The organism is Tissierella sp. P1 (assembly GCF_002266425.1).
Taxonomy (GTDB): Bacteria; Bacillota; Clostridia; order Tissierellales; family Tissierellaceae; genus Tissierella; species Tissierella carlieri.
In genome coordinates, this window is sequence record NZ_NPMN01000002.1 from 41,571 (window position 1) to 61,806 (window position 20,236).

The window sequence follows — 20,236 nt, forward strand, 5'->3', positions numbered from 1 at the left end:
ACAAAGTTAACTTTGTCTTATTTTAGTTGTGTCTACTTGATAAATCATTTAATAAATCTGAGGTTAATTTATTTATATCTTCCATTTGCTTATTTAGTTTATCAAATTTTTTAGATAATTCTCTATCCTTTGTTCTTCCCAAATCATTGGCATTAAGCAGCATACTTATGCTTGTAAAATGCTCCATATTAGAAAAATTATTTTCTTCTATTTTTTTAGCCTGATTAAGTATCTCGGCAATAGCCTTTGGGTTTTCCATACTACTATCCATATTAGATGCATTGCTTAAATCTCTGTTTTGAGCTTGATCCGAAGCTTTTGGATTTTTCATGACATCATCCTTTCATATATCTATAGGATTAGTATGGCATAATATATAAAAATTATCATAAAAAATAGCCCTTAGGCTACTTTTTATTTATATCATCTACCCATTCTTTTGCCTCTACTACTGCATCATATGTCGGTATTGCAACACCAGAATCTGGTATTTTCTTTTCAGTATTGTAGTATACATCCGTTGGAGAATATCCAAAATTAGGATCTTTATGATTTTTATATGAACCAGTTGCTGATTTATATTCTGTATCAGTATTCAAACTTCTTTTGTCTTCCTTCATTTTAATCCCTCCCTAAAAACATTTCATGGATTATAATACTTATACCCAGTGACTTGAAAAAATCCCAATTAATTAGTCTCTATCACTTTAGGTAATGGCTCATAATGGCTAACTCCCATATTTTTTATGATGTAATGTTCATCATTATAGAATATAGTAATAGTTGATTTGACCGTTGCCCCATCCATTCCTCCTAGGATGGTTCTCATCTCGCCCTGTTTTAAATTTTCGTTTTTAATGTGTTTAACAGGAGGAGTGGTAACATTACTAACCTCATGATTCCATATTACTTTAGGAGGCTTTTCGCTGCCATAGAATCCCATATACAATCTGTTACCAATCATTTCTGCCCAAATCAATATTGAATTTTCTGTAGTATTTTTAAATCTAAGGTCTTTTACACCGTAGGCTACAGTTGCATCCTGCCCATAAGGTACATAATTAACTGGCATAGAGTGATTATGTCTTTCTATTACTTCAAGGTTAGATAATACAGCTAGATTATAAAGAGTTGTGGCAATTTTACATACTCCTCCACCTTCAGTCATTATTATATTACCTCCAATATAGGAGGCTCCCTCTCTAAATCCTCTAAGCTTAGTATAAGGACCTATGGCGGAATTTTGAGAAAATATTTTAGAAGATTTAATTACCTGACCTTTAACTTTTTGACTAGCTAAACTAACATTATATTCCTCTCCAGGCAATGGATTTTTAAGAACGGCACAAAAACCAGCTATAAGGGTATGAGTATCATATTTATCCTTAGCCTTTAAAAATTCCTTATCATTTCTCCAAGGCATATTACTTACTTCTCCCGATACTTCAGGAATATCATAGCGTTCATTCCTTTTATTGATCATAAATTCAGGCTCAGAATTAACAATTGTAAATTTATTATCTAAAATTGGATTACTAATAGCATAAGATTTTGTTGATAATAATATAGCTAGACTAATTGGTAGAATAGTTAATTTAAATTTATCCATAAGAACCTCCATATATAAAATAAGATTTATATCCTAGTAATATAGTTTCTTGATTTTATGGATAAAATATTCTAATGTTCATTGCCATTATCTGTTATGTAAGTATGATTTAAAATTTTTAAAAGCATCTAGAGGTAAGCTAGACGCTTCTAAATTTAAAGAGAATTGTAAAGAGTACTAAATTGAGTAGCATGTTCTAGTTCATCTACCATAGCATAATAAAATGTATCTCTGACAAATTGATCGGAGGTTGAAAGCTGTACATCCCTATAAAATTCGCCTGCTTCCAGTTCACCTTTTAATGCTATTAATATTCCTTCCTTGTAATTTGGATAAATTGTGGGGGTAACGACATATTGTGGCATATAACCTGTAAGATAACAATAAAGTCTAGAAAATTTTTCCAAGTGATCCAATTCATCTTCCATAGCATGTCGAATAAACTCTCTATGCAAATCATTTGGGGCTTCTCTTAACAATCTTCCATAAAATTCAGCAGCTGTGGCTTCATCTGCAATTGAGTCATATACAAATTCAACTATTTGTGGTATTTTATGGCATCCCAGTAATGGTAACATTTTATCCCTCCTTAATTTCTTTTCATAATATTTTATTCAGTTTGAGAAATAATGTGAGTAGGTTATGTAGTGATAGAAAGGATTAACTATAGACATAATGGGACAAATAAAGTAAAATTATATGAAGACAAAAGCCTTATATAATATTTAGAAATGGGGTAAGAAATGGAAAAGCTTATGCTATATGGTTTTAATAACCTAACAAAGACACTTAGTTTTAATATCTATGATGTTTGTTATGCTGTGACACCAGAGGATAAACAAAAGTATATTGAATATATTGATGAACAATATAATTCAACCAGATTAACAGAAATACTCGTAGAAATTACTAAAATGATAGGTGCTAATGTTTTAAACATTGCTAAGCAAGACTATGAGCCTCAGGGTGCTAGTGTGAATTTACTAATTACAGAAGAAGCTATACCAATTGTTTCAATCGATCCATCTTGTAATGCTGGTACTTTAATACCTACACCAAGACATGTATTAGGTCATTTGGATAAAAGTCATATTACAGTTCATACTTATCCTGAAAGTCATCCTGATAAGGGAATAATGACATTTAGAGTAGATGTAGATGTATCAACTTGTGGAGAAATATCACCACTTAATGCACTAAATTATCTAATTGAGAATTTTGACTCAGATATTATAATTTGCGATTATCGAATTAGGGGATTTACAAGAGATATAAATGGAAATAAGCATTTTAAAGATCATCAAATTAACTCAATACAAGATTTTATATCTCCAAAAAACCTAAGTTTATATAACAGTATTGACGTTAATGTATATCAAGAAAATGTATTTCATACAAAGATGATATTAAAGGAACTAGAATTAGATAATTATCTATTTGAGATGCAGGCGGAAGATTTGAGTGATGAAGAGAAAAATAGGATATTAAAGAAATTAAATCAGGAAATGTATGAAATCTATTATGGACGTAATTTCTAGAGTGATTTTAAGGAGGTCAACAAATGGATTTATGGTTTAATGAATGGAATACGGATACTTGTAAATTTTCAATAAAGATTAAGGACCCTATATATTCAGAGAAAACACCTTTTCAAAAAATTGATTTTTTTGAATCCTATGATTTTGGAATATTTTTTACATTAGATGGTATGATGATGGTAAATGAGAAAGACGAATTCATATACCATGATATGATAACTCATATACCCATGTCAGTAAATCCTAATATTAAGAGGGTATTAGTCATAGGCGGAGGAGATGGAGGTACGGTAAGAGAGCTTACTAGATATAATAGTATTGAATTAATTCATATGGTAGAAATAGATGAAAGAGTAGTAAGATTATGTCAAAAATATTTACCTGTAACCTCCTCAAAGCTGGAAGATGAAAGAGTTACATTATTTTTTGAAGATGGTATAAAATTTGTAAAAGATAAAGAAAGTTTTTATGATTTAATATTAGTTGATTCTACAGACCCAATTGGTCCAGGAGAAGGGTTATTTACTACTAGCTTTTATAGGGATTGCTATAAAGCATTGAATGAAAATGGGATTCTTATTAATCAACACGAAAGCCCTTACTTCGATCAATATAAGGAAGAAATGTTGAAAGCACATGGAAAGTTAAAAAAGATATTTGATGTATGCGAAGTGTATCAATTTCATATGCCGACCTATTCATCTGGACATTGGCTATTTGGATTTGCATCTAAGGGACTCAATCCAACTAAAGATCACAAACCAGAGGAATGGGAGAACCTAGGTTTAAAGACTAAATACTATAATTCTCAAATTCATCAAGGAGCATTTATGTTACCGACCTATGTAAGAGAATTATTAGAATCAGTATAATTATAAATTGCTCTAAAATGTTAAATATTTTAGGGCTTTTTTATTTACAAGAAGTATAGCTATGATATAATTTCAAATAATAGAATTATTAATGTAAATGTTTAAGGGGAGTAGCCAATGGATAATAAAAAAGATTTTTTGAAACAAATAATGAATGATACTGGAAAAGGTATTAAGGGGTATATGAAAGCTCAAGTTACTCTAATGATTATAACCTTTATAATACTAGGGATAGGACTAACTATTATAGATGCCAAACATCCTATTCTAATATCGGCAGGAATTGCAATATTAGATATTATTCCTGTTCTTGGAGCAGGTATTGTTATGATACCTTGGGTTGTAATCAATTTTATTATAGGCAATAAAGATATGGGGGCAGATTTAGCAACTCTTTATGTTATTTTGGTTATCTTGAGACAATTTATAGAACCCAAAATTGTAGGTAAAGAAATTGGAGTTAGACCCCTTTATACATTTATTGCAACTATATTAGGCTCTATTATATTGGGACCAATAGGGATTATATTAGGACCTTTAGCAGCTGTAATTATTAGTTCAATTATGAAAACAAAGAAAAAAACAGATAATAGGAGATGAGAACATGATAAAAGAAAGATTATTAAAGGACATAGAATTTATAGTAGAACTAGATAAGATGAAATCCATTTTAAGGCAAACAAGTTTAATTAATGAAGATAGAAGGGAGGATGATGCTCAGCATTCTTGGCATATATCTGTTATGGCAATGATTTTAGGAGAATATTCTAACGAGAAGATTGACATATGCAAGGTAATAAAAATGTTATTAACTCATGATTTAGTAGAAATATTCGCTGGAGATACATTTTGCTATGATAAAGTAGGAAATGAAGATAAAAAAGAAAGAGAAAATCTAGCTGCTGAAAAGATATTTGGAATGCTAGAAGAAGATAAAGGCAGAGAATTGAGAGTCCTATGGGATGAATTTGAGGATGGAAAAACATCAGAAGCATTGTTTGCGGCATCTATGGATAGGCTTCAGCCAATGCTAAGTAACTATTATAATAATGGTGGAACTTGGAAAAAGTTTAATGTGGCTAAAGAAGACATTTACAAGAGAATAGCACCAGTGAAAAAATCTTCAGATGAACTATGGAGTTTTGTAGAGAATATGATTGAGGATGCATATGATAAAGGATTGATATCAAAGTAGTTGCTGGGAGAAAGAACATAAGACGGACATTAAAATATATTAGGTTCAAAATAAAGAAGTTTTTATGCACCAAACTTATAATATACTATTTTGAGAAATAGAGGTGTTTTATAAAATGACAATTAGTTATAATGGAGGTTACTTTCAAAATATTTCTCAGAGGGCAGCATATGAGTATTGCATGGCTTTTTCGGATTATACATCTATGGTATCAGAAGGACTTGATTATGGCATCCAAGAACATGTAGAAAGCTCATATAAAGATTTACATAAATTTTTTGGGGATTTATATGATGAATTATTTTACCATCCAGAGAATTTCTATTTACCTACGACAGAGGATATGGCTTATGAAGATTTTGAGCCTAAGGAATCAAGACCAGAAGTTACTAAAGCTTGGTATAAGCCAAAAACAGAAATTAAAAATGGGTTAGAGTTTTTATATGCAATAGGACAAGTTGGTGTAATTAATCAACAGAATTTACTTCTAAGTAAAGAACAATATAATAATATTGTTAAAAAATCTAAAGTCAAAAAACAGTTTATTAAAAGTATGCAATGCGTTGAACTTCATGTAATAGATGAAGAAGAAAATATAATTATTACAAATACTAGATATCCTAAAATGATGCCAGCGCTAAAGCAGCTAGCAGTTGGATGTCAGCAACATAAGGATGAGATGGGGTTCATTTATTTTTATCAGTGCAATTTTAAGGCAATTAATCCTAATTATGAGATTGATGCTCCTACAATTTTGAAAAAAATTGCAACGATTCAATATGATAAAATAATATTACTTCATAACTATTTAATAAACCAGGGTTATAAGGCTATCTGCAAATATCCCAATATTAGCTATCAAGGCAGCAGAAAATCTAAATCTACTCCCCTACTTGTTATAAGCTTTGATCCAAGAGCAAAGGAAACATTTGGATTTAGTCTTAAATTAGCAAGTATAAATAGACTAATTCCTCATATTTATAATCAGCCAGACTTTCTTCAAGAAGATTTTAATAATCGTACCCGCTTATGCACGGGGTGTGGGTGGTGCAACAGCAGAGACGGTATGAATCCTTCAGTTTTTGAGTATAAAGGAGAAACGAAAACCTTATGCTGTTGGTATTCTTTTATTATACATCATCATTTAGATGACGAATTATTTAGAGTCATCAAACAGTATTCTATTTTGCACCAGATGCTAGCAAGCTAGGTTAAAGTATGTATTAGATAAAATTTATAGGGGATATAAATTAGGGTGGATAGCAGTAAGTATCTACCTTATTTTACTTATAGATTTTAAGTTAAACGACAAATATATTGTTGTAAGTTCATAGAATGGGGTATATTGGAAGTAAATGAGAGCATTACTTATTTAGGAGAGATATTATGGGGCAAAATAGTAATATTGATTTTTTAAAAGATGAGGAAAAATTAAAGCTAATTGCAGCGATTGAACAAGCGGCTGTAACTATTATAATGACAGATATAGATGGAAATATTCAATACTGTAATCCGGCTTTTGAACAGATATCAGGATATTCGTTAAAAGAAGTAATTGGAAAAAACCCAAGAATTCTCAAAAGTGGACTAACCCATAGCAATGTATTTGAAGATATGTGGAATACCATAACTAAAGGAAAAGATTGGAAGGGAGATCTGATTAATAAGAAAAAAGATGGCACAATCTATTATGAAGAGGCTAGAATCACACCTATAACTGACAGTAATGGGAAAATAGTTAATTTTTTAGGAGTAAAACAAGATGTTTCTAGAAGAAAATATTTGGAGGAAAAGTTAAAACAAACATCAATAAGAGATTCATTAACTAACATATATAATAGAGGATATGCATTTGAAAGATTAGGTCAAAGTATAGAACTATTTAAGAAAAAGGAGGAAAATTTTTCTTTAGCATTAGTTGATATAGATTTTTTTAAAAACATAAATGATACTTATGGTCATCAAGCAGGAGACTTTGTGTTAAAAGAATTTGCAGAAATACTTGCTTCAAGTATTAGAACCTATGATGTATTAGGACGTTATGGAGGAGAGGAATTTATCCTAATATTACAGGGAATAGGCAAATCATCTTCAGTAAAGGTAATTAAAAGAGTTTCAGAAAGAATAAAGGAATCTCTTTTTAATTATGAGGATAAAAAAGTAGAGATTACATTTAGCTGTGGAATTGTCGATGCTTCTGAAATTGGGAAAGAAACCATATCATTGCAAAATATGATTTATGAAGCAGATAGGAGATTATATGAAGCTAAAAATACAGGAAGAAATAAGATAATAGTAGATTGATAAGGGATAAATGATCCTCTGATATAGCAAGAGACTCAATCCATGATGAGGACTGAGGATATAAATATTAATTAATCGTATACTATTGTTATATAAATGATGAAAGGTTGAAATGATATGAAGAATAGGATATTGTTAATAATATTATCGATTACAATTGTTTTAATTGGATGTACTCCAAAAAATTCAGTAAATGTAGATTTAGAAGAAAAGATACAGGAAAAAGATACAAAAATATCTGAGCTAGAAGATAAAATTAATGAACTTGAATCTCAACTGAACAATGTAAATCAACCTATGTCCAATAATAATCTGCTATCAATAGTAGTAGATGTGATGGATTCTATTAAAAACAAGGATATGGATAGGTTATCATCCTATGTTCATCCTACAAAAGGGCTCAGATTTAGTCCCTATGGTCACATAGATACTGAATCAAGTCAAGTGTTTACAGTGGAAGAAGTAAAAAATCTTAAAGAAGATAATAAGGCATATTTATGGGGACATTATGATGGGTCAGGGGAACCCATTAAATTGAATTTTAATGATTATTATAAAAGATTTGTTTATGATAAAGACTTTGCAAATCCTCAAATCATAGGAAATGATATATCCATAGGAGAGGGTAATACTGTGGATAATATAAAAGATGTTTATCCCAATAGTCATTTTGTAGAATTCTATTTTAAAGGATTCGATCCCCAATATGCTGGCATTGATTGGAGAAGTTTAAAATTAGTATTTGAAGAGGAAAATGGAAAGATGTATCTAATAGCTATAGCTCATGGTGAATGGACTATATAAAATAAGGAGGATAGTTAAACTATCCTCTCTATTTATTTTTGTGATGGTTGAGATGATAATATTTTGCTTTTTAAGAAGGAATTTCACTTGATATGTAGAATACATAGTATAATATGAGATTATAGAAAATGAATCAATACATTAACAATCAAATAATATATAGACTTAGGAGAATAAGATGAAAAATTTAAACATTAATCAATATATAAGGAGCATTGAATTAAATTCTAATAAAATATCTTCTTTTGTAGAGTATCCTTTCTGCCTTCCTGCTATTAGAAGTTTATCTATTTTAGATTTTCATCCTAAGGTTACGTTTATAGTGGGAGAGAATGGAACAGGAAAATCAACGATTTTAGAGGCAGTTGCAGTGGCTTATGGTTTTAATCCTGAGGGAGGAACAAGAAATTTTAACTTTTCGTCAAATGATACTCACTCAGAGCTATATGAATACCTTAAGTTAATAAGAGGAGCTAAGATTCCCAAGGATGGATTTTTTTTAAGAGCTGAAAGTTTCTATAATGTTGCAACAAATATTGATGAATTAGAAAGAGAGTGTCCAGGGCTTTTAAATTATTATGGTGGAAAATCTTTACATAATCAATCACATGGTGAATCCTTTTTCTCCTTATTTATGAATAGATTTAGGGGTGAAGGATTATACATATTGGATGAGCCTGAAGCTGCATTATCTCCCTCGAGACAAATGTCCATGATTAGTAGAATGCATCAATTAGTTCAGCAGGGATGCCAGTTTATTATTGCAACTCATTCTCCAATAATAATGGCATATCCAGATTCAGTTATTTATGAAATAAAACATGGATTTAATAAGGTGAAATATGAAGAAACAGAGCACTATCAAATTATGAAAGCCTTTCTAAATAATACAGAAAAAATGTTAAATGTTTTAATAGAATAATTTTATACAGGGAGGGTTATTTTATGGAGAAAAAATGGATTGCTATATTGGGTAGTCCTAGGCGTGGTAAGAATACAGAAGGTCTAATGGATTACTACATAAAGGAGTTGGAAAAAAGAGGAAGAAAGGTCGATAAAGTAATACTAAGTGAAATTGAGCAAAATAGCTGTAACGGGTGTGAGTATTGTATTAGGAACAATACTTGTCATCATAAGGATGAAATATCTTCAATAATTGATAAAATTAAAGATGTAGAAGGAATAATTCTAGGTTCACCTTCTTACAACTATAATGTCACTTCGTATATGAAGATATTTCTTGATAGACTCTTCTCATTATTTGATTTTGGAAATGGTAGCTGGAGCAGTCAGTTAGATTCAAAAGGAATAAAGTCAATTGTAATCGGTGTTTGTGCTGGTCCAGATTCTTTAAGTATGGGTTTTACAATTGAAGCAATGAAAAGAGTCATGATGGATCATGGTGTTGAGATATTAATAGAAGAAAGTTATTTTGGAACAAAAAGAAATCCAGTAGATAGAAATGAAGAAATTAGAAGCGAGATTATGAGAAAGTTTAACGAGGTATTTTTATCATAAGTTAATTATTTTGTAGTATAATAAAATTATAGCTATGTTAGATTAGCATATAAATTTTATTTATTTGGAGGAATAGGAATGCAAATAGGTTTTTTTGACTCTGGTGTCGGAGGGATTACTGTATTATATGATACACTAAAAATGTTACCTAATGAAAATTATATATATTACGCAGATACATCAAATGTTCCTTATGGACCAAAACCGAAGGATGAAGTTAAAAAATATATATTTAATGCTATAGAATTTATAATAGAACAAGGAGTTAAGGCAATAGTTATTGCTTGTAATACTGCTACAAGTGTAGCTATTGAAGAGTTAAGGGCGAAGTATAGTATTCCAATTATTGGAATGGAGCCTGCTGTAAAACCTGCTGTTGAAAGAAATAGAAATACAAATAAACGAGTATTAGTGACTGCAACGGCTTTAACCTTAAAGGAAGAAAAACTTCAAAATCTTATTACTAAATTAGATAATGACCATATTGTTGATTTATTACCACTTCCAGGATTAGTTCAATTTGCAGAGGGATTTGAGTTTAATGAAGAAATAGTATTACCATATCTTGAAGAACAGTTACTTAAATATGATTTGAATAACTATGAAACTATAGTTTTGGGCTGTACCCATTTCTCTTTCTATAAAGATATATTTAGAAAAATACTTCCAGCAGATATTGATATAATTGATGGGAATATTGGTACAGTAAAACATTTAAAAAGAATTTTAGAAAGAATGGATGCTATAAATGAAGGGGATGGTAATATCATTTTCTATAATTCGGGGCTGAAGGTGGAGAATAAAGAAAAATTAGCTAACTATGGAGAATTATTTAAAAGACTAGATATTATAAACAAATGCGATTAACTTTTTAAATATAGATAAGGATGGTAAACATAGAATGGAATTTCAGATTATCAAAGCTTCAAAAGAGTATAAGAATATTGTAGGAAATTTAATGCAATTTTATTTCTATGATTTCTCTGAATTTGTAAAATGTGATGTTGAAGATAATGGCTTATATAGGGCCTATGAATACTTAGATGATTATTGGAATGAAGAAAATCATCGTTTTCCATATCTGGTTAAGCAAGATGGGAAGTATATAGGCTTTGTATTAGTAAGACTTATCGAATCAGAAGAAGAAAATTATTTTTCAATTGCAGAATTTTTTATTATGAAGAAATATAGAAGAAAAGGAATTGGACAAGCTGTAGCTAATAAAATATTTGATTTACATAGAGGTCAGTGGGAAGTATTTCAAATAGAGACAAATAAACCAGCTCAAGCATTTTGGCATAAAACAATTGATGAGTATACTAAGGGACAATTTAAGGAAAGAAGTGAGAATGGAAAAAAGGTACAGGAATTTGTTAACTAATTTTATATAAGGGGAATTGGGAATGGAAAAATATTTAAATTTTAAAACAACTGGTGATTTTAAGAAAGATATAGAATCATATTTTTTGATGCATGATAAATTAGATAAATATGAGCATACCCTCGATGTAGTTAGAGAGCTCCATAATATTGAAAAACAATTTGGGCCAATAGAACAAGGAAGTGAGATTGCTTGTTATTGTCATGATTTGGGAAGAGTAGTAGACAATGATGAAATAATAGAATTTTGTATGGAAAATAATATTGAAATTACTGATGAGGAAAAGCAGATGCCTTCAATTTTACATCAGAAAATATCAAGCATTATAGCAGAAACTGTATTTAAAATAAGGGATGAAAATATATTAAATGCAATTAGGTATCATGCAACATCAAGGAGACAACCAAGTAATATGGAAATAGAAGTGTTGTTAGCTGATAAGTTAAGTTGGAAAGAAGAAGGATATGAAAAACTTGTAAATGAGATTAGAGAAACTCTGAAGTATTCAAGGGAAAAAGCAATATTACATTACTTAACAGACCTGGAGCTAAACAAAGAAACATTACCTTTATATCACAAGGATTCAAGGGAGGCCTATGAGTATTTTAAACAAGAGATATAATAGGAGGTAATTAGATGGAAATTATAGATGGGAATATCACACATATCGATGAATGTATTGAAATGACAAGAAACTCTGAAATTGGGAAGCGATATTTTAATGACGGAAGTAAAAAACTATACAATATAATGGAACGTGGTATAAAAAGGGATGAATTGAAGGTAATGATTAGTTCTAATGGTAATTGTATTGGTTTCATTATGGTAACTGATAATGGAGCTTTCGATATGTATCCATATCTTCATTTAATTATAGTTCACGAGGATTATCGAGGTAAAGGGTATGGTTCAATTTTAATGGAGTATTATGAGAATGAATTCTATCCTCAATCAAGGAAGTTATTTTTACTTGTAGGGAAATTTAATAGTGAAGCAGAAAAACTCTATAGTAGATTAGGATATGTTAAATGTGGTGAGATAGAAGGATTTTATAAGCCAAATGAAACTGAAATCATTATGGTTAAAAGTAGAGAGATAGAATAAGATTTATTGAAATACATGATTTTTATAAGAGGTGCAGAATGAAAATATTATATGGAACAACTAATTTAGCAAAACTGGAAAGCATGAGAAAAACATTGAGAGAATTAGATATAGAAGTAATAGGATTGAATTCAATTACTATTAAAAGTGATTATATAGATGAAACAGGAAATAATCCATTGGAAAATGCCAGAATAAAAGCGTTAGAATATTATAAGAAGGTAAAGATGCCTGTTTTCTCTTGTGATTCTGGTCTATATATAAGAGGAATTAAAGAAGAACAGCAGCCAGGAGTATATGTAAGAAGAGTAAATGGGAAAGAATTAACTGATGAAGAAATGATAGAATATTATGGGGAAATTGCAAGGGAAAATGGTGGACAAGTATTTGCTAGATATGAAAATGCAATTTGCCTTGTATTAGATGAGGAACATATATACGAATATCAAGGTAATGAGATATCATCCGATGAGTTTATAATTGTAGACAAGCCTCATCCAAGAAGAAACCAAGGATTTCCACTTGAGTCTCTTTCAGTAGAAAAAAACAGTAAGAAATACTATCTAGATATGGATAGAAAAGAAAAGGGAGATAAAATTGGAGATGGATTTAGGAACTTTTTTAAGAAGTGTTTATTAGGATATAAGGACTAATTTTAGGAGGAATATAATGACTAAAGTTATAGGAGCTTGTGGTTGTATATGTAGTGAATGCAGGATGTTTGAAAAGGAATGTATGGGATGCTATTCTATAGAGGGTAAGGCTTGCTGGTTACATGAAGTAGGACTTGATATTTGTGATTTCTATGAATGTAGTGTAATAGATAGGAAACTAAGACATTGTGGAGAATGTGAAGAAATACCTTGTGAAAGATTTTGGAAGAATAAAAACCCAAAATGGACAGAGGAGCAACACAGAGAGATTGTAGAAAGTAGAGTTGCTTTACTTAAAGAGCTGGCAAGTAGTAAAGATTATTCTATTAAGCTTATAGATAATGAAGAATTAAAATCCAATATTACTGATTCCGTACTTAGACATTTGCCAGACTGGTTTGGGATAGAAGAAGCTATTATGGAATACGTAGATAAAGTAAAAGAAACAGTTTTCTATGTAGCTTTTGATGATGATAGACCAATAGGACTCTTAAGCTTAAAATTCAACAATAAGTGTACTTCAGAAATATATGTGATGGGTATTTTAAAAGAATATCATAATAAAGGAATAGGAAAAAAATTAGTTGAAAGAGCAGTGAGTTATTCTTTAGAAAATGGCTATAAATTTTTAATGGTTAAAACACTCGGGGAAACTCATCCTGATAAGAACTATAAAAAGACCAGAGAATTCTATGGAAAAGTAGGATTTTATCCTATAGAGGAAATTAAAGAAATTTGGGGAGAACATAATCCATGTTTATTAATGGTAAGGAGTCTATAATGGTTCATTAGTATGAAACAAGTTAGTAGAAGGGAAAGACTTATATGATAGGGGCAACTATGGGTATTTCGGGGATTATATTGACAATGTTTCCAGCTGCTACTCGTGAGTTGGAGTTTACCAATCTAGTTAATAAAAGATATAAAAATTATCATTTTAAAGAAATAATTGAAAAGAATGATATAGTTTTTGACTATATTCTTCGCCAAGGTCCATGTACAACTAGAAATGCTATAGCTATTTTAAAACACCTTGGTTATCCTGTAGAGATACATGAAAAAGCTATGATGGTGGGAGCAGAAAGGTATTTGATAAAACAAAATTGGATTTATATAGATTTTATGGAGGCTTAGATAAAATGGAGATATGGGACATATTAGATGAGAATGGAAATAAAACGGGTAGAACTATTATTAGAGGAGAAAAATTAGAAGTAGATGAATACCATTTGGTGGTTCATATATGGATTATTAATAGCAATGGAGAGATATTGATTCAAAAAAGACCAGAGCATTTAGAATTTGCTCCTGGAGTATGGGCAACAACGGGAGGGTCTGCAGTCCAAGGAGAAGATAGTATTACAGCTGCCTGCAGAGAAACAAAAGAGGAACTAGGCATAGAAATTAATGGTAGTTCTATGCTAGAACCTCTGAGACATAAACGTAAAAATGATTTTACTGATATTTGGGTTGTGAAACAAGATATTGAGTTAAGAGATATCATATTACAGAAAGAAGAGGTGGATGATGTTAAATGGGTTAGTAGAAAAGAATTGAGACAAATGATAGATGAGGGTAGTTTTTTTAGATATAGTGACGACTATTTTAAGCTGCTTTCACAATATATAAGGATATAGTCCAGCTAAGAATTGTCAATAAGTAATTTAAAATGCTTGATATACCAGTTGTGCTAAAAAAGGGGTTGATAACTTGAATACTAGAATTAAAATCAGTAAAGAAAATAAAGAAGAAATGAGAAACCGTATAATGAATTACTTTTCAGAAGAAAGAGATGAAGATTTGGGAGATTTAGCTTCTGAGTTATTACTAGATTTTTTTATAGAAGAATTAGGTCCTTATATATATAATCAAAGCATAGAAGATGCCTATGTATATATGAAAGATAAAGTAGATGATTTATTTGCACTTCAAATTATAAGAAGATAACTAAAATGACCCTTAGCGATGAAAGGAGTTGAATTATAATAATTTAAAAAAGGAGTTAATATTCTGTTTTAAAATAGTATACTAGGAAAACTGTTAAAAAAGTATCTATCATTTTATTATGACAATAAAAATAAAAATAATTAATAGATTAAATATTTTTGAATAAGAGGTGAGAATGATAATAAAAGAATTAGAAATATCTAAAATAGACAAGGTTATGAAGATTTGGCTTGAAGAGAATATGAAAACTCATGATTTTGTTTCCCCAAATTATTGGAAGGAAAATTATAATTTTGTAAAAAATATTTTGCCAGAATCTAATGTTCTTATTTATGAGGAAGAGGATGAAGTAAAGGGATTTATAGGTATTATGGATAAATCTTATATTGCAGGATTGTTTGTTTCAGAAGAATATCAGTCAGAAGGAATAGGAAGCCAATTGATTGAAAGATGCAAGGAATATTATCCGATCCTAAAATTGGACGTTTATGCTAAGAATTTGAAAGCTATAAATTTTTATAAGAAGCATGGATTTAAAATAGAAGAAGAGAAAGAAAATCAAGATACTAAAGAAATCGAGTATTCAATGATATGGAAATTATAAAAATAGTGTTAAAAGCAGGGGATAGAAAGACGAGTTTCGATACAAAACAAATCGAAAACCCTAATATAGCAAGAATTTCTACCCTCTATTTCGTGACTGCAGTGAGCCAAAGTGGCCTATTGCGGAGCTGTTTTATAGCAGCAAAATAGCTCCACTCCCACAAACAGCCTTATCCAGACGCAAGTTCGCTATTCGCCTGCTGCAATGCTCTATGCCCCTGTCACCATAAATCTCAGCTAAGCAAAAAGATTATTCAAAATTTACTATTATTTTTTCCATTTCACGGAAGGGAATCATACTGCCGATAACACTGTTACTATCTCCTGTTATGTCAGTTTCTTTACCAGTTTTTTCGTCAGTCACTCTAATGCCTACAGCTCTTATACCAGTTTCTGCTTCATATTCGCTATACACCTGATACTGATAGTCCCCATTGCTAAAATTAAAATGGTCGAAATCCAAGCCTGCATTTTCAAGTCCTCCGCCTCTTAAATAGTAGGAATAGTTAAAATAGCTAAAGGAATTCTCCCTGTCTTCCGGAAATTCTAATTCTATGTTATCCCTTGTACCAAATCGGTAAACAATGTAGCTTTCATCTTCTGCTGTGCAGATTGACATTATTTTTTTAGAATCAGCAACCTGAAAACCGAACAACACCTTCTCACCTTCTGCCGAAAAATCCTCCTGCTTAATCAATTCTTTTCCTTCGGCTATTGTACTGTTGCTTTCAAATTCTTCTGTATTTTTTGTATGCTTGAAATCCGTAGGGATCTCCGATTCCTTTTTATCTTTACACCCTGTAAAAAATAGGCACATTAATAACAAGAGCACTATTAATCCTGCCAACTTCTTAATAACCTTCATAAACAACTCTCCTCTCGTAAAAATAGTATATTTACAAACATTCCCATAACTTCCTCTGTGAGTTTGTTTAAAAACAGAAATTTGTTCCTTGATAGTATCGATGCTCAACCTATTTTGAGCTTCGCTTAATATAAATTTGCTTAGTATCAGCCTTCAGTGTTATCAGAAAGATTATACTACATTACTTGCTATACTTCCACACAATTCTGTAAACTTTGTAATGGGTACATATTTCATAAAATCAAGAGGGTAGCGTCATCTGTGTTGACATTGGATACATTGCCAACAAGCATAAGAGGAGTATAACAAGAAACAAATCGACATGGAGAAAAAACTTTATTTAAGCCACTTTAAGCAATTTGTTATGAACATATATAAGGACTTATAAAGCATTTTTTCTCTATTTAATCAATAAAAAACAGCAGAGTCTATTATAATAGGAGAATGCAAAAAATTGAATGATAAAAGTAGAAATTAATAATACTTGAACCAGAAGGTATAAGAGTATCGTATGCTAATAAGCAATCACTCTTTAAAGAGGGATTGCTTATTAGTTAAAATAAAATTATTGGTATTAGTAAATATATTTTATTATAGGAAGGATTTTGGATAAACATGTAGAATAAATAATATATAGGGATAGTTATTATTAAAAATAGAATAACAAAATCAATTGAAAGGTAGAACTATTATGCATTTAAAATCTGTAAAATATATAAAACCTAAGAATACAAATAAATATCCTTTTAATATTCCACTATTTAAGGATTTTGATATATTAGAATTTAGAACTCCTGTAACAATTTTTGTAGGAGAAAATGGTACAGGTAAATCTACTTTAATAGAAGGGATTGCAGCAGGGGTTAGATCTATAACTATCGGAGATGATTCAATTGATTATGATAAATCTTTGAAGGCAGCTAGGGAGCTATCTAAAAGTTTAAAACTAATATGGAATATAAAAACTAAAAAGGGATTTTTTTTAAGGGCAGAGGATTTTATATCATATACTAAAAGAATAGCGGAGATAAGAAATGAGTTAGAAGAAGAATTAAAGGAAATTGATAATACATATGACGATAGATCAGAGTTATCTAAGAGTTTAGCTAAAATGCCCTATAATAATTCTCTATATGAATTAAAGAAGAAATATGGAGAAGGATTAGAAACTAAATCTCATGGAGAAAGTTTTTTAGAATTATTTAATTCAAGATTTGTGCCTAATGGATTATATATATTAGATGAACCAGAGACACCTCTATCTCCCATGAAGCAGCTTGCATTTATATCTATGATAAAGGAAATGGTAGAAAAAAATGCTCAGTTTATTATAGCTACTCATTCTCCAATATTAATGGCTATTCCAGAGGCTGCAATCATATCCTTTGATGAGTATCCTATTAAAGAAGTAAATTATAATGATTTGGAGCATGTGAATTTAACCAAAGATTTCTTAAACAATCCAGGGCAGTATTTAAGACATTTATAACATTAGTAAAGGAAAATTGCTATGGAATTAGAGGTCAAGATTAGAGAAGTTATATAGATTTTTATGAGAAGTATAAAATTATCTATCATAAATGTAGGAGTTGGCAAATGAAAACAATAATATCAGAAGAAATGATCTTAGATGATTTAATAAAAACATTTCAGCGTTTATTTGATTTGAATGTATTGGAGTCTACACCAGTAAAAAGAGGATGGTTAAATTTAAAGTGGAAAATTACGACGGACTCAGGACAGTTTTTACTTAAGCAATATAATGAAGAAAGATATAAAATGTATAAAAGAGAGAATCTATTGTTTGCATTCACTCAGCAGGTTAGATTGTATAATAAGGGTATCCGGTGTCCAAATTTGTTATCACATAATGAAGATATTTTACTTGAATCCGATAATGGTGAACGATTTATGGCAATGGAGTTTTGTAAAGGGAAAGTGATTTCACCAGGTAAAGCCAATGTTCATCAAATGTATGATTTAGGTAAAGAAATAGGAAAAATGCATGGATTATTAAATGATGGAACACTAGGTATTAAAGATAATCCCAAATTTATTCCTCCATGCCGTAAGGAGCGTTTACAACATTGGAATTCAATGTGGGAACAAGCAAAGGAAACTGATAAAATTCAGCTACTTACTTATATAGAGGTCCAACGTAAGGCAACAGAAGATCTAAATATAGAAATATTTGATTATCTCCAATCAGGATGGGGTCATCGTGACCTCTGGGTTGATAATCTTTTATTTGATAATAACGAATTAACAGCGATTTTAGACTTTGATCGATTAAATTATGATTATCCTCAACTTGATGTTGCTCGTGCTGTTATGTCATGTGCTCTAGACGATAATTTTGATGTATCCCTTGCTTCAGCATTTATTGAAGGTTACAGTGAGGAATGTAACGTAAGTAAGGGGTATTTAACAAATGCATTACAGTTGTTATGGTATATGGAAAGTACATGGTGGACAAATGCTTACATGGATCAACACAGTTTACCACCTGCTAGATTCGCAAAAGAAATGATTTGGCTTGCTGAAAATCAAAAGAATTTATCAGATTTATTAGAAAATATTTAATATACATCAAAACTAATAAAACGCTAATTTTGGAGGGAGTGATCGACATGAAACGTCGAGTAATACGAAATAAAGTGATTTATATTTAAAATGAAACAGTAAATAATACTTTTTCGGTTAAGTTGGCTGATGTTATTTTACTGTTTCAAGGCTAGATAAAATCAATTTAAATTTATTTGAAAGAGGTAGAATAACATGTTAAAACTAAAATATCTTTTTGATAATAGAGATTTGGCAGAAATGATCTTAGAGAATTGGGAATACGATTTATTTTCACTTAAACTCTTTGACTACTATAGAATTTCATCAAATGCGATTTATCCATTTCAATATAATGGTAAAACTCGATTACTGAGATTTTCTCCTGTAGATGAAAAAGACAAGAATAATATAATGGGAGAATTAGAATTCATTAGTTATTTAAAATCAAGAGAATATCCTGTTCTATGCACTGTGCCTTCAAAGGATAATAAAGAATTAGTAGAAGTGAAGACCCCCTGGGGAAAGTATTTTGGAGTTGTTTTTGACAGAGTTGCGGGGATTCAATTAGGAGAAATAGAATACACACAAGAAATATGCAGAAAACATGGTGAATATTTAGGTAAATTGCATAGATTGTCTTCAGAATATAAGCCCGATAAAAGATTGCGTTGGTCATATGAAGATGTCCTTGAGTGGCTTGAAAGGGAATTAGAAGATTTTCCTAATGAAGTTTTAGCAAAACAGGAGGTTAAGATAGTAAGGGATTGTTTATCAAAATTACCTAGAGATGACCAAAATTTTGGCTTAATACACTATGACTTTGAGTTGGATAATGTGTTTTATGACCAATCAGCAGATAGATTAAATGTAATTGACTTTGATGATGCTATGTATCACTGGTATGCTATGGATATAGAGAGAGCACTAGATAATATAATGAATGAAACATCTTGTGAGAATCATTCAATGCTGAGGGAAAACTTTATAATAGGATATAGACAAGAGTTTAATGTTTCCGACGAAATGCTGCTGTATATGCCTATGCTAAAAAGATTTGCAAATTTATATGGATATACTAGAATCCTAGTATCATCTAAGGAAGTTTGGGATAATGAGCCTAAATGGATGCTGGACTTAAGAGCTAGATTAAAGAGTATTATGAAACAAGATTCTATATTTTTTGGGAAACCAATAGAGTAGTAGAGTTTTAGAGGCTGACATTTTGTCAGCCTCTAAAATTAAGATACATTAGTAGCTGGAAAAATATACATTCTCTAT

27 protein-coding genes are annotated in these 20,236 nt (G+C 30.4%); 22 read left to right on the forward strand and 5 right to left on the reverse strand.

The window, feature by feature from the left end; translation table 11 throughout:
- Window positions 1-22: 22 nt before the first annotated feature.
- From CIW83_RS01755 to CIW83_RS01770, 4 genes are all read right to left on the reverse strand, one after another.
- Window positions 23-331, reverse strand: a complete 309-nt coding sequence (locus CIW83_RS01755) for a hypothetical protein (protein ID WP_094898951.1) — start codon at window positions 329-331, stop codon at window positions 23-25.
- Window positions 332-407: 76 nt separating this feature from the next.
- Entirely contained in the window at window positions 408-620 is a 213-nt protein-coding gene (locus tag CIW83_RS01760) for a DUF3787 domain-containing protein (RefSeq protein WP_094898952.1), read from the reverse strand.
- A 68-nt stretch (window positions 621-688) separates the two neighbouring features.
- Window positions 689-1,609, reverse strand: a complete 921-nt coding sequence (locus tag CIW83_RS01765; RefSeq protein ID WP_094898953.1) for a VanW family protein — start codon at window positions 1,607-1,609, stop codon at window positions 689-691.
- A 155-nt stretch (window positions 1,610-1,764) separates the two neighbouring features.
- Entirely contained in the window at window positions 1,765-2,187 is a 423-nt protein-coding gene (locus tag CIW83_RS01770) for a ferritin-like domain-containing protein (RefSeq protein ID WP_094898954.1), read from the reverse strand.
- A gap of 165 nt (window positions 2,188-2,352) precedes the next feature.
- On the opposite strand from CIW83_RS01770, the gene speD reads away from it, so the two are divergent.
- The 19 genes from speD (at window position 2,353) to CIW83_RS01870 (ending at window position 15,529) form a co-directional block, all read left to right on the forward strand.
- Entirely contained in the window at window positions 2,353-3,147 is a 795-nt protein-coding gene (gene speD, locus CIW83_RS01775; RefSeq protein ID WP_094898955.1) for an adenosylmethionine decarboxylase, read from the forward strand.
- 23 nt (window positions 3,148-3,170) lie between these two features.
- Window positions 3,171-4,019, forward strand: coding sequence for a polyamine aminopropyltransferase (speE, locus tag CIW83_RS01780; RefSeq protein WP_094898956.1), 849 nt, complete (start codon window positions 3,171-3,173; stop codon window positions 4,017-4,019).
- A 117-nt stretch (window positions 4,020-4,136) separates the two neighbouring features.
- Window positions 4,137-4,619 carry an AI-2E family transporter gene (locus CIW83_RS01785; protein ID WP_094898957.1) on the forward strand — a complete coding sequence of 161 codons (483 nt, stop codon included), beginning with the start codon at window positions 4,137-4,139 and terminating at the stop codon, window positions 4,617-4,619.
- A 4-nt stretch (window positions 4,620-4,623) separates the two neighbouring features.
- Window positions 4,624-5,214, forward strand: a complete 591-nt coding sequence (locus tag CIW83_RS01790; RefSeq protein WP_094898958.1) for an HD family hydrolase — start codon at window positions 4,624-4,626, stop codon at window positions 5,212-5,214.
- Window positions 5,215-5,329: 115 nt separating this feature from the next.
- Window positions 5,330-6,424, forward strand: a complete 1,095-nt coding sequence (locus tag CIW83_RS01795; RefSeq protein WP_094898959.1) for a hypothetical protein — start codon at window positions 5,330-5,332, stop codon at window positions 6,422-6,424.
- Window positions 6,425-6,600: 176 nt separating this feature from the next.
- Window positions 6,601-7,518 (forward strand): GGDEF domain-containing protein, encoded by a 918-nt coding sequence (locus CIW83_RS01800; protein ID WP_094898960.1) that lies wholly within the window; start codon window positions 6,601-6,603, stop codon window positions 7,516-7,518.
- Between the two features lie 117 nt (window positions 7,519-7,635).
- Window positions 7,636-8,322 carry a hypothetical protein gene (locus tag CIW83_RS01805; protein WP_094898961.1) on the forward strand — a complete coding sequence of 229 codons (687 nt, stop codon included), beginning with the start codon at window positions 7,636-7,638 and terminating at the stop codon, window positions 8,320-8,322.
- A 178-nt stretch (window positions 8,323-8,500) separates the two neighbouring features.
- On the forward strand, window positions 8,501-9,244 hold the full coding sequence (locus CIW83_RS01810) for an AAA family ATPase (RefSeq protein ID WP_094898962.1): 744 nt from the start codon (window positions 8,501-8,503) through the stop codon (window positions 9,242-9,244).
- Between the two features lie 23 nt (window positions 9,245-9,267).
- Window positions 9,268-9,840 carry a flavodoxin family protein gene (locus CIW83_RS01815; RefSeq protein ID WP_094898963.1) on the forward strand — a complete coding sequence of 191 codons (573 nt, stop codon included), beginning with the start codon at window positions 9,268-9,270 and terminating at the stop codon, window positions 9,838-9,840.
- 78 nt (window positions 9,841-9,918) lie between these two features.
- Window positions 9,919-10,707, forward strand: coding sequence for a glutamate racemase (gene murI, locus CIW83_RS01820; RefSeq protein WP_094898964.1), 789 nt, complete (start codon window positions 9,919-9,921; stop codon window positions 10,705-10,707).
- Between the two features lie 34 nt (window positions 10,708-10,741).
- A complete protein-coding gene (locus tag CIW83_RS01825; RefSeq protein ID WP_094898965.1) occupies window positions 10,742-11,221 on the forward strand; it encodes a GNAT family N-acetyltransferase in 480 nt (159 codons plus the stop codon).
- Between the two features lie 22 nt (window positions 11,222-11,243).
- Window positions 11,244-11,843 (forward strand): HD domain-containing protein, encoded by a 600-nt coding sequence (locus CIW83_RS01830; protein ID WP_094898966.1) that lies wholly within the window; start codon window positions 11,244-11,246, stop codon window positions 11,841-11,843.
- 14 nt (window positions 11,844-11,857) lie between these two features.
- A complete protein-coding gene (locus CIW83_RS01835; protein WP_094898967.1) occupies window positions 11,858-12,325 on the forward strand; it encodes an N-acetyltransferase in 468 nt (155 codons plus the stop codon).
- Between the two features lie 38 nt (window positions 12,326-12,363).
- Window positions 12,364-12,978: a non-canonical purine NTP pyrophosphatase gene (locus CIW83_RS01840; protein ID WP_094898968.1), complete on the forward strand. Its 615-nt coding sequence runs from the start codon at window positions 12,364-12,366 to the stop codon at window positions 12,976-12,978.
- 16 nt (window positions 12,979-12,994) lie between these two features.
- Window positions 12,995-13,759 carry a GNAT family N-acetyltransferase gene (locus CIW83_RS22570; RefSeq protein WP_201259637.1) on the forward strand — a complete coding sequence of 255 codons (765 nt, stop codon included), beginning with the start codon at window positions 12,995-12,997 and terminating at the stop codon, window positions 13,757-13,759.
- A gap of 44 nt (window positions 13,760-13,803) precedes the next feature.
- Window positions 13,804-14,112 (forward strand): hypothetical protein, encoded by a 309-nt coding sequence (locus tag CIW83_RS01855; protein ID WP_094898969.1) that lies wholly within the window; start codon window positions 13,804-13,806, stop codon window positions 14,110-14,112.
- Window positions 14,113-14,117: 5 nt separating this feature from the next.
- Entirely contained in the window at window positions 14,118-14,615 is a 498-nt protein-coding gene (locus CIW83_RS01860; RefSeq protein ID WP_094898970.1) for an NUDIX domain-containing protein, read from the forward strand.
- Window positions 14,616-14,688: 73 nt separating this feature from the next.
- Window positions 14,689-14,925 (forward strand): DUF2164 domain-containing protein, encoded by a 237-nt coding sequence (locus CIW83_RS01865; protein ID WP_094898971.1) that lies wholly within the window; start codon window positions 14,689-14,691, stop codon window positions 14,923-14,925.
- A 175-nt stretch (window positions 14,926-15,100) separates the two neighbouring features.
- The gene (locus CIW83_RS01870) at window positions 15,101-15,529 is read left to right on the forward strand and encodes an N-acetyltransferase (RefSeq protein WP_235601196.1); all 429 of its coding nucleotides are present in this window, start codon (window positions 15,101-15,103) and stop codon (window positions 15,527-15,529) included.
- Between the two features lie 249 nt (window positions 15,530-15,778).
- Here CIW83_RS01870 and CIW83_RS01875 read toward each other — a convergent pair whose 3' ends face one another.
- Entirely contained in the window at window positions 15,779-16,393 is a 615-nt protein-coding gene (locus tag CIW83_RS01875) for a hypothetical protein (protein ID WP_094898972.1), read from the reverse strand.
- A gap of 691 nt (window positions 16,394-17,084) precedes the next feature.
- On the opposite strand from CIW83_RS01875, the gene CIW83_RS01880 reads away from it, so the two are divergent.
- The 3 genes from CIW83_RS01880 to CIW83_RS01890 all read left to right on the forward strand — a co-directional run bounded on the left by CIW83_RS01880 (window position 17,085) and on the right by CIW83_RS01890 (window position 20,158).
- Window positions 17,085-17,882, forward strand: a complete 798-nt coding sequence (locus tag CIW83_RS01880; RefSeq protein ID WP_094898973.1) for an AAA family ATPase — start codon at window positions 17,085-17,087, stop codon at window positions 17,880-17,882.
- Between the two features lie 107 nt (window positions 17,883-17,989).
- Window positions 17,990-18,976, forward strand: a complete 987-nt coding sequence (locus CIW83_RS01885; protein WP_094898974.1) for a phosphotransferase — start codon at window positions 17,990-17,992, stop codon at window positions 18,974-18,976.
- Window positions 18,977-19,171: 195 nt separating this feature from the next.
- The gene (locus CIW83_RS01890) at window positions 19,172-20,158 is read left to right on the forward strand and encodes a phosphotransferase enzyme family protein (RefSeq protein ID WP_094898975.1); all 987 of its coding nucleotides are present in this window, start codon (window positions 19,172-19,174) and stop codon (window positions 20,156-20,158) included.
- Window positions 20,159-20,236: the final 78 nt, after the last annotated feature.

Excerpts from the sequence above, each read along its gene's own strand:
- CIW83_RS01755 (WP_094898951.1), bottom strand. The coding sequence starts at position 331 with ATGAAAAATCCAAAAGCTTCGGATCAAGCTCAAAACAGAGATTTAAGC.
- CIW83_RS01760 (WP_094898952.1), bottom strand. The coding sequence starts at position 620 with ATGAAGGAAGACAAAAGAAGTTTGAATACTGATACAGAATATAAATCA.
- CIW83_RS01765 (WP_094898953.1), bottom strand. The coding sequence starts at position 1,609 with ATGGATAAATTTAAATTAACTATTCTACCAATTAGTCTAGCTATATTA.
- CIW83_RS01770 (WP_094898954.1), bottom strand. The coding sequence starts at position 2,187 with ATGTTACCATTACTGGGATGCCATAAAATACCACAAATAGTTGAATTT.
- speD (WP_094898955.1), top strand. The coding sequence starts at position 2,353 with ATGGAAAAGCTTATGCTATATGGTTTTAATAACCTAACAAAGACACTT.
- speE (WP_094898956.1), top strand. The coding sequence starts at position 3,171 with ATGGATTTATGGTTTAATGAATGGAATACGGATACTTGTAAATTTTCA.
- CIW83_RS01785 (WP_094898957.1), top strand. The coding sequence starts at position 4,137 with ATGGATAATAAAAAAGATTTTTTGAAACAAATAATGAATGATACTGGA.
- CIW83_RS01790 (WP_094898958.1), top strand. The coding sequence starts at position 4,624 with ATGATAAAAGAAAGATTATTAAAGGACATAGAATTTATAGTAGAACTA.
- CIW83_RS01795 (WP_094898959.1), top strand. The coding sequence starts at position 5,330 with ATGACAATTAGTTATAATGGAGGTTACTTTCAAAATATTTCTCAGAGG.
- CIW83_RS01800 (WP_094898960.1), top strand. The coding sequence starts at position 6,601 with ATGGGGCAAAATAGTAATATTGATTTTTTAAAAGATGAGGAAAAATTA.
- CIW83_RS01805 (WP_094898961.1), top strand. The coding sequence starts at position 7,636 with ATGAAGAATAGGATATTGTTAATAATATTATCGATTACAATTGTTTTA.
- CIW83_RS01810 (WP_094898962.1), top strand. The coding sequence starts at position 8,501 with ATGAAAAATTTAAACATTAATCAATATATAAGGAGCATTGAATTAAAT.
- CIW83_RS01815 (WP_094898963.1), top strand. The coding sequence starts at position 9,268 with ATGGAGAAAAAATGGATTGCTATATTGGGTAGTCCTAGGCGTGGTAAG.
- murI (WP_094898964.1), top strand. The coding sequence starts at position 9,919 with ATGCAAATAGGTTTTTTTGACTCTGGTGTCGGAGGGATTACTGTATTA.
- CIW83_RS01825 (WP_094898965.1), top strand. The coding sequence starts at position 10,742 with ATGGAATTTCAGATTATCAAAGCTTCAAAAGAGTATAAGAATATTGTA.
- CIW83_RS01830 (WP_094898966.1), top strand. The coding sequence starts at position 11,244 with ATGGAAAAATATTTAAATTTTAAAACAACTGGTGATTTTAAGAAAGAT.
- CIW83_RS01835 (WP_094898967.1), top strand. The coding sequence starts at position 11,858 with ATGGAAATTATAGATGGGAATATCACACATATCGATGAATGTATTGAA.
- CIW83_RS01840 (WP_094898968.1), top strand. The coding sequence starts at position 12,364 with ATGAAAATATTATATGGAACAACTAATTTAGCAAAACTGGAAAGCATG.
- CIW83_RS22570 (WP_201259637.1), top strand. The coding sequence starts at position 12,995 with ATGACTAAAGTTATAGGAGCTTGTGGTTGTATATGTAGTGAATGCAGG.
- CIW83_RS01855 (WP_094898969.1), top strand. The coding sequence starts at position 13,804 with ATGATAGGGGCAACTATGGGTATTTCGGGGATTATATTGACAATGTTT.
- CIW83_RS01860 (WP_094898970.1), top strand. The coding sequence starts at position 14,118 with ATGGAGATATGGGACATATTAGATGAGAATGGAAATAAAACGGGTAGA.
- CIW83_RS01870 (WP_235601196.1), top strand. The coding sequence starts at position 15,101 with ATGATAATAAAAGAATTAGAAATATCTAAAATAGACAAGGTTATGAAG.
- CIW83_RS01875 (WP_094898972.1), bottom strand. The coding sequence starts at position 16,393 with ATGAAGGTTATTAAGAAGTTGGCAGGATTAATAGTGCTCTTGTTATTA.
- CIW83_RS01880 (WP_094898973.1), top strand. The coding sequence starts at position 17,085 with ATGCATTTAAAATCTGTAAAATATATAAAACCTAAGAATACAAATAAA.
- CIW83_RS01885 (WP_094898974.1), top strand. The coding sequence starts at position 17,990 with ATGAAAACAATAATATCAGAAGAAATGATCTTAGATGATTTAATAAAA.
- CIW83_RS01890 (WP_094898975.1), top strand. The coding sequence starts at position 19,172 with ATGTTAAAACTAAAATATCTTTTTGATAATAGAGATTTGGCAGAAATG.